Origin of the sequence: Lactobacillus hamsteri DSM 5661 = JCM 6256 (assembly GCF_000615445.1) — a bacterium.
Classification (GTDB): Bacteria; Bacillota; Bacilli; order Lactobacillales; family Lactobacillaceae; genus Lactobacillus; species Lactobacillus hamsteri.
The window spans coordinates 22,224-30,157 of record NZ_BALY01000023.1; the positions used below are offsets into that span (position 1 = coordinate 22,224).

The window sequence follows — 7,934 nt, forward strand, 5'->3', positions numbered from 1 at the left end:
TACGGTAAACTATATGAAAAGTATTAGTTTCATTTTCGCTTTGGGAGGAAAATATGAGTAGAAAAGAATTAAAACAAGCTGCTAAGGATCAGCTTCGCGGCAACTGGGTGTGGGCAATCTGTCTTTCATTGATTTCATGGTTAATTATTTACTTAATCGATGATATTGAATCTTTCATTTCAACAGGTCGCGATACTGTATATAATCAGGTTTATCGTTTTGCTAATGGTAGCGTACTTACTGAAACAACTAGTTCAGTATCACCATTTTCTAGTATTTTTACGTTTGTTTTATCAATTTTAGCTGGAATTTTACTTTGGGGTGTTACATACACTATCTTGCAATTTAGAGATAAGGGTGATCAGCCTAATGTCTTCAAAGGTATGTTTAGTGCATATATGGGTGACAAGTTTACGACATCATTTGTAACTTATCTTCTCTTTGAAATTTTCTTATTCTTATGGACTTTATTGTTTATCATTCCTGGTTTTATCAAAGCATATTCATACTCAATGACTCCTTATATCATGAAGGATTTGTATGATGCAGGTCATAAGCCAACTGCAACAGAAGCAATTACTAAGAGCCGTAAATTAATGAATGGTCACAAGACGGATTTATTTGTCTTAGACTTAAGTTTTGTTGGTTGGTGGCTTCTTAGTGTCATTACTTTGGGCATCGGCTTTATTTGGGTAACACCATATTATCGTCAAACTAAGGCTAACTTCTATCGTAATTTAGCTGGCGATCAATTTCTTAAGGAAAATTAAATTATAGCTGCTTGTAAGCAGTAAAATATCTTAATAAACCACCTCTCTGTATAATTTGAAATATGGAAGGTGGTTTTTATGTATGACAACAAGAAAAATAGCAAAGATAAAAAAGACTTTTCAGATTCTGAAGTACGTGGCGAGCGCAGCGATCGTATTGTATCAGTTGATAAAAAAGATAAATGGACTGAGAAATGAAAAAGCTTAGATACACGCCAGCGGCTAAGAAAAATTATGATAATTTAACAGGATCTCAACGTAGATTTGTTGATGAAGGGTTAGATCAGCTTAAAATGGGTGATCTAATTTCCCAGGAAATAGAAAACAAAGAGTTGGGGTTAACAATTAGCTGTGAGCAAAATGGTGATGAAGTCTTAATTAAAAATATTTCTTATAATAATTATCGTAAGACTGACAATTATCAGGATGCTCAACAACGCATGAATGATTGGAATAATTAAAAGGCAAGAGATTTTAAATTCTCTTGCCTTTTGTATATTTAAATATTCCAATGACTATTAATATTGTTTTGAATAAATTCATCTAAGTACTTAGATGATTCGTCGTCAGCGCCTTTTTCTTTTAAAATAGCTCTAACTTCTTTAGTTCCAAGTTTTTTCTTGATATAGTATGGCAAAGCTTTATTTACTAATTCGTCAAGATCGTCTTCTGTAACGTCCATGTATTTTTCTGCTAATTGTTCTACTTTATCTTCTAATTCAATTCTTTTCTTTGTCATTTTTTTCACCCTTTACTTAACTATACCTATTATATCATTTCATTTTTATTTCAATAATTGCAGTGCCTTATGATAACTGTATAATTGATTAGTAAAATAATAAGAATAGCGGGAATGCAGAATGGAACAGATTGTACAATTTTTGATATGGATTAGGAAAAGGTCTTTTTTTCGTGTAGTTCAAAGAACTTTTGTAATGTTGATGCCGGTTGCTACAATTGGTGTCTATTTTCGCGTGCTTAGAGATTGTATTTTTTCTCCAGATAGTTTGATTTATAATATTTTAAATTTTGATTATTTAATGTCCGATCAAATTTGGAATATTGGTAATGTATTAAGTTCAGGCATGGTTCGAGTGACATTAGGCATATTTGGAATTTACGTAGCGTACTTTTCGGCCGTTCATACAGCACGTCTTTACCATAAAGACACTACAATGGCCGGAATTGCAGCTGTAATCGTGATTACTTTTTGTGCATATCTAAGTGGACTTGGTAGTTCTAACAACCTTCAGCAGGCTTTATATTCACGAATTTTGAATATTAATGGAATATTAATTGCAATAATTGTTGGCTATTTTGTTGGACAAATTTTCCACTTCTTTGGTAAAAATCATGTTCACTTAAAGAATGAAAATATTAATACAATTCGGCATAGAGCTTGGAATTCAATTTTGCCTACTTTAATTTCGGTTGTAGCAGGTTTGATTTTAGGATTGCTCATTTATTTCTTCAAAATTAGATTGCTAGATTCTTTCTATATAAAGAGTTTAGTAGGAAGTCTGCAAAATTCTAATAAGTTATTTGTTGTTGTGCCGATTACTATGCTGGCTACGTTATTTTGGTGGGGAGGAATTGGTTATCCGTTAAGTTCCCTTTTAACATCATCAAATAGTGGCGCAGCAATTGCTAATATGAATTATGCTTTACGTCATGGAAATGCCGCTAATGTTCCTTATAAATACTTGGGAAGTTCACTTGTTCAAGCTTATGGCTGGATGGGGGATGTTTGCATAGCCTTAACGTTAACCGTGATAATTTTACTTTTTTCTCATGACAAAGAAATTGAATCCATAGCTAAATTAAATTTGTTGCCTGTTGCTTTTGGCGGTCCTCAGGGTTTAGCTGTGGGGTTACCGATTATTCTTAATCCGCTTTATTTAGTTCCGGTTGTATTTATTCCTGCAATTAATGAATTAATCGCAGCGGGAGCGATTGCTGTACATTTAATAGTTCCTAGTGCCTATCCGGTTTTGAGAGGAACTCCGGGAATATTAATCGCCTTTTTTGGTTCTAATGGCAATTGGAAATGCTTTGCCTTTACGATTTTATTATTTATTTTGGATATTTTGATATTGTTTCCTTCTTTAAAAATGGGACAAAAAATCAATAAGGAGTTGATTGCTTATGACAAACAAGCACGATATGACTTTTAATACGAAGAATATTAAGTGGCTTGTATTGCTTTTTGTCATTTTGCTTGCCCTGTCAATTCCTGCCTATGCCTGGATGAAAAAGACTAACCATGATCGTGCGGAAAGACGCAGGTCCATGTTATCACCAGTGATTATGGTTCCAGGCTCAAGTGCTTCTATAAACAGATTTGATCCTTTAATTGCAAAATTGAATAAAAATAATGCTCATCCTCATAGTATTTTGAAAATTAAGGTTTCAAAAAATGGTCAATTATCGTATTTAGGATCACTTAATCGAGGTGACAATGAGCCAATTATTGTTATTGGCTTTGAAAATAATCATGATGGCTATAGTAATATTAAAAAGCAGGCCGGATGGCTTGATGAAGCTTTTTATCAAATTTCTGATACTTATAAATTCAATAATTTTAAAGCATTTGGCCATTCAAATGGTGGTTTAATTTGGACATATTGGCTTGAACATTATTATTCTGATTATTCTTCGGAAATTAAGATTAAAAAGTTGATGACATTGGCTTCGCCGTTTAACTTCAGCGAAAATAGCGTCAATAGACGTACGCAAATGCTAAATGATTTTATTAAAAACAAAAAGAAATTACCGAAAAATCTAGTTGTTTATTCTTTAACTGGCGGTCGTAGTTATGAATCAGATGGTATAGTTCCTGAAGCAAGTGTTGCGGCAGCTAAATATGTATTTCAAAATCAAGTTAAGAGTTTTACAGAAATGACTATTACAGGGGATGAAGCTGGGCATTCGGATTTACCACAGAATAAACAAGTTGTTCAATTGATGAAACAATACTTATTCGATAAAATGAATTCACAAGCACCGCTTACCAAAGAAAGTCAAAAACAAAAAGATAGGAATAAAAAGAAAGAAAAAATAAAGTAATTAATATAGGAAGACATTGATTAAGATCAATGTCTTTTTTGTTTATTCTGTGGAAAACTTTCAAGCTAAATGCAAACATATTTTTGAATAATTGACTGATCTTAAGAATTTCTTTAGAAATTGTGAAGTAGATAAAAAGGCTATATATCAGCATTTGTAGTAGATATTTATATAACTTCACAAAAATAATCATTTTCTGTGGAAAACTTTTACAAAAAGTATTGCTTTTTGTGGATAACCTGCTATACTAATAAATGTAATGAGTTAGCACTTAGCTAACAAGAGTGCTAAAAACTCAAAAGACATAAATAAATATAAGGGAGTGTTTGCATATATGGCATACTTTAACAACGATTTTGACAACTTATTTAACGAATTAAACAGCTCATTCTTTAATGATGACTTTAACAGAACTTCAAATGGCTCATCAGCATACTACAGCAAAATGAGCTCAACTCCACAAACTATGGTACAAAATCCACAACAAAAGAAAGAAAAGTCAATTGGTGTTGACTTAGTAAAACAAGCTAAAGAAAACAAATACGACCCAGTAATTGGTCGTGACAAGCAAATTGATGAAGTTATTGAAATTTTATCAAGACGTAAGAAGAACAACCCAGTTTTAATTGGACCTGCTGGTGTTGGTAAGACTTCTATTGTTGAAGGCTTGGCTCAAAGAATTGCAGAAGGCAATGTTCCAGCTAAAATGAAGGACATGCGCATCATTTCAATTAATATTAATGATATGGTTGCAGGTTCTAGCCTTCGCGGTAGCTTTGAAGAAAAACTTAAGGAAGTTATTGATCAAGCTCAGAAGAACCCTAACATTGTTTTATTCATTGACGAATTGCACAACATTGTTGGTGCAGGTTCAACTGACTCAGAAACTAACAACGGTGATGCTGCTAATATTTTGAAGCCAGCTCTTGCAAGTGGCGATTTGAAATTAATTGGTGCAACTACTACAAGTGAATACCAAAGAATTGAAAAGGATCCAGCTTTAGCTCGTAGATTCCAACCTGTTCAAGTTCCAGAACCAACAACTGATGTTGCTGTGAAGATCTTGGAAGGCTTAAAGAAGAAGTACGAAAAATTCCACCACGTAAAATACGATGACAATGCTCTTAAGTTAGCTGTTGAATTATCAGAAAGATACATTCAAGGACGTTACTTACCAGACAAGGCTATCGATTTGATGGATGAAGCTGGCGCTAAGAAGGCTTTAACTGTTGACCCTCAAGATGAAGAAAGTTTAAAGACTAGAATTCATGCTTTAGAAGCTAAGAAAGCAGAAGCTGCTAAGGCTGAAGACTACGACAAAGCTTCTGAATTGAAGACTCAAATTGAAAAGCTTCAAAAAGACTTGAAGAGTGCTGACAAGGCAGAAACTCCAGTTGTTACTGAAAAGGATATTTACAAGATTATTGAACAAAAGACAAATATCCCAATGAGTGAACTTCACGCTGACGAAGCTAAGAAGAACCTTGATTTAGCAAAGAAATTGAAGGCTGTTGTTATTGACCAAGACAAGGCTATCGATGTAATTACTGATGCAATTGCTCGTAAGCAAGTCTTCAAGGACAGCGACAGACCAACTGGTTCATTCTTACTCACAGGACCAACTGGTGTTGGTAAGACTGAACTTGCTAAGCAATTAGCTGTTAACTTATTTGGTAACAAAGATCACTTCATTCGTTTGGACATGTCTGAATACCAAGATGAAATGGCAGTTAATAAATTGATCGGCTCTGCACCTGGCTACGTAGGCTACGGTGAAGGTGGTCAATTAACTGAAAAAGTTCGTCACCAACCATACAGCTTGATTTTGTTTGACGAAATTGAAAAAGCTAACCCACAAGTATTCAACGCTTTGCTTCAAATTATGGACGATGGTCGTTTGACTGACGCACAGGTAGAACTGTTTCCTTCAAGGACACAATTTTAATTATGACTTCTAACGCAGGTTACTCAGACAACTTGCTTAAGGATGGTAAAGTAGATCAAGACAAGTTAATTCACGCTCTTGAAAACTACTTCAGACCTGAATTCTTGAACCGTTTGGATGCAATTGTTCCATTCAACTCATTAACTCAAGATGACATGAGCAAGATTATCGACATTTACCTTAAGAAGATGTCACATGTTCTCAGCAAGAAAGGTATTGAAGTAACTGTATCTGATGAAGCTAAAAAGGTTGTAGCTGACAAGGGTTACGACAAGAAGTTTGGTGCTCGTCCTCTTAGAAGAGTTGTTGAACAAGACCTTGAAACTCCAATCGCAAAACTTGTGATGAGTGAACCTGACACTAAGAAGATTGAATTTACTGCTGATGACAAGCACTTGTACATGAACGGCAAGTCAATCTTAGACTTAGTAAGACCAGAAGAAAATACTGATGAAGCTAAGGAAGAAAAGTCAGAAAACAAAAAAGAAAACTAATAATTTAGATAAATAAGCCTAAAAATACATAAATAAAGACACCTCATTGAGGTGTCTTTTTGTTTTCTATATTTTTGGAAAATTGACAATGTCTTTTGATTTTGATTATAATTAAAATCAATCTATTACTTTATTGAAGCGACATCTTGGGTTTCATTACTAAGGTGTCTTTTTTATTAAAAAGGGAAGTGGAATTAATGGATGAGGATAATAAACCTAAATTAAATCGTGGACTTAAGAGCCGCCATGTTACAATGATTGCCATTGGTGGTGCTATTGGAACAGGATTGTTCTTGGGATCAGGTTCAGCGATTCAAAGTGCTGGACCATCAATAATTCTTTCTTATTTAATTGTAGGGATTATCACTTTCTTCATGATGAGAGCCTTGGGTGAACTTATTTTGGCAGATCCATCTAAGCATTCATTTTTAGATGCCGTAAAAAAATATTTAGGCGACCGTGTTGAATTTGTTGCAGGTTGGACTTATTGGGCATGTTGGCTAAGTTTAGCTATGGCAGATTTGACCGCAACGGGAATATATTTAAAGTATTGGTTTCCATGGCTTCCCCAATGGGTAGGACCATTATTAATCGTTATTCTATTGATGCTTGTGAACATGGTTGACGTTGGGCTTTTTGGAGAATTGGAAAGCTGGTTTTCTATGATTAAAGTTATTGCGATTATTGCACTAATTTTAACAGGAGCCGTTTTATTGCTTTTTCATACTAAAGTCGCTGGACGTACTGTTTCGTTTACTAATATAGTTAGTCACGGTGGATTTTTTCCAACTGAAATTAGTGGTTTTCTTATGTCATTTCAAATGGTTGTTTTTGCCTTTGTTGGCGTAGAAATTGTTGGATTAACTGCCGGTGAAACAGCTAATCCAGAGAAAGACATTCCTAAAGCTATTAATACTTTGCCTGTAAGAATTGGTCTTTTCTATATTGGTTCAATGCTTGCAATTATGGCCGTTTATCCATGGAATCAAATTAAGACAACTTCAAGTCCTTTTGTTCAAGTATTTGCTGCGATAGGGGTTATAGGTGCGGCCGGAATTTTAAATTTTGTCGTTTTAACAGCAGCGATGTCAGCCACAAATAGTGCGATTTTTTCGACAAGTCGTTCGCTTTATGCGTTATCACGTGGTGGTAATGCACCTAAAAAATTAGGGGAATTGAGCAACAAAGCTATTCCTAAAAATGCTCTTACAGTTTCTTCTTTGATTTTATTTGTTGTCGTCATTTTAAACTATTTAATGCCGGCAAGAATTTTTGATATTGTTTCAACTGTTTCGACCATTAACTTTGTAGTTGTTTGGTTGATTATCATGTGGGCACATATTAAATATCGTAAAGCTAATAAGGCAAATTTGGGAGAATTTAAGATGCCAGGTTTTCCATTTACAAGTTGGTTAACAATCATCTTTTATTTGTCTGTTTTAGTTATTCTTTTCTTTATTCCTACTACTAGATTGCCATTAGTTCTTTCTGGATTATTTATTATTGTACTTTCATTAATTTATGGACTATTAGTGAAAAATAAGGATTAATAGTTGATATACCTTAAGAAATAATGAAAAAATAATATCTTTCATGTATAATGACTTAAAACTACTTAGATTATATACAAAAATATTATTTCCTCGGGAATAATATTTT

At 33.8% G+C, this 7,934-nt stretch carries 6 protein-coding genes and 1 pseudogene; 6 read left to right on the top strand and 1 reads right to left on the bottom strand.

Going from position 1 to position 7,934, the window contains the following annotated elements; all coding sequences use genetic code 11:
• Positions 1 to 53 precede the first annotated feature (53 nt).
• Both JCM6256_RS06635 and JCM6256_RS10000 read left to right on the top strand, forming a co-directional pair.
• Positions 54 to 770 (top strand): DUF975 family protein, encoded by a 717-nt coding sequence (locus JCM6256_RS06635; RefSeq protein ID WP_025080964.1) that lies wholly within the window; start codon positions 54 to 56, stop codon positions 768 to 770.
• 194 nt (positions 771 to 964) lie between these two features.
• Positions 965 to 1,231, top strand: a complete 267-nt coding sequence (locus JCM6256_RS10000; RefSeq protein WP_051545888.1) for a hypothetical protein — start codon at positions 965 to 967, stop codon at positions 1,229 to 1,231.
• 38 nt (positions 1,232 to 1,269) lie between these two features.
• On the opposite strand, the gene JCM6256_RS06645 is transcribed toward JCM6256_RS10000, so the two are convergent.
• On the bottom strand, positions 1,270 to 1,509 hold the full coding sequence (locus JCM6256_RS06645; protein WP_025080965.1) for a hypothetical protein: 240 nt from the start codon (positions 1,507 to 1,509) through the stop codon (positions 1,270 to 1,272).
• A 121-nt stretch (positions 1,510 to 1,630) separates the two neighbouring features.
• Between JCM6256_RS06645 and JCM6256_RS06650 the strand changes: the two genes are divergently transcribed.
• The 4 genes and pseudogenes from JCM6256_RS06650 to JCM6256_RS06665 all read left to right on the top strand — a co-directional run bounded on the left by JCM6256_RS06650 (position 1,631) and on the right by JCM6256_RS06665 (position 7,825).
• On the top strand, positions 1,631 to 2,944 hold the full coding sequence (locus JCM6256_RS06650) for a PTS transporter subunit EIIC (protein ID WP_025080966.1): 1,314 nt from the start codon (positions 1,631 to 1,633) through the stop codon (positions 2,942 to 2,944).
• The gene (locus JCM6256_RS06655; RefSeq protein ID WP_025080967.1) at positions 2,916 to 3,836 is read left to right on the top strand and encodes an alpha/beta hydrolase; all 921 of its coding nucleotides are present in this window, start codon (positions 2,916 to 2,918) and stop codon (positions 3,834 to 3,836) included. Before JCM6256_RS06650 ends, JCM6256_RS06655 begins: the two co-directional genes overlap by 29 nt.
• Positions 3,837 to 4,170: 334 nt before the next feature.
• A pseudogene (locus JCM6256_RS10005) lies at positions 4,171 to 6,275 on the top strand (ATP-dependent Clp protease ATP-binding subunit).
• A gap of 197 nt (positions 6,276 to 6,472) precedes the next feature.
• Positions 6,473 to 7,825: an amino acid permease gene (locus tag JCM6256_RS06665; protein WP_025080968.1), complete on the top strand. Its 1,353-nt coding sequence runs from the start codon at positions 6,473 to 6,475 to the stop codon at positions 7,823 to 7,825.
• Positions 7,826 to 7,934 lie beyond the last annotated feature (109 nt).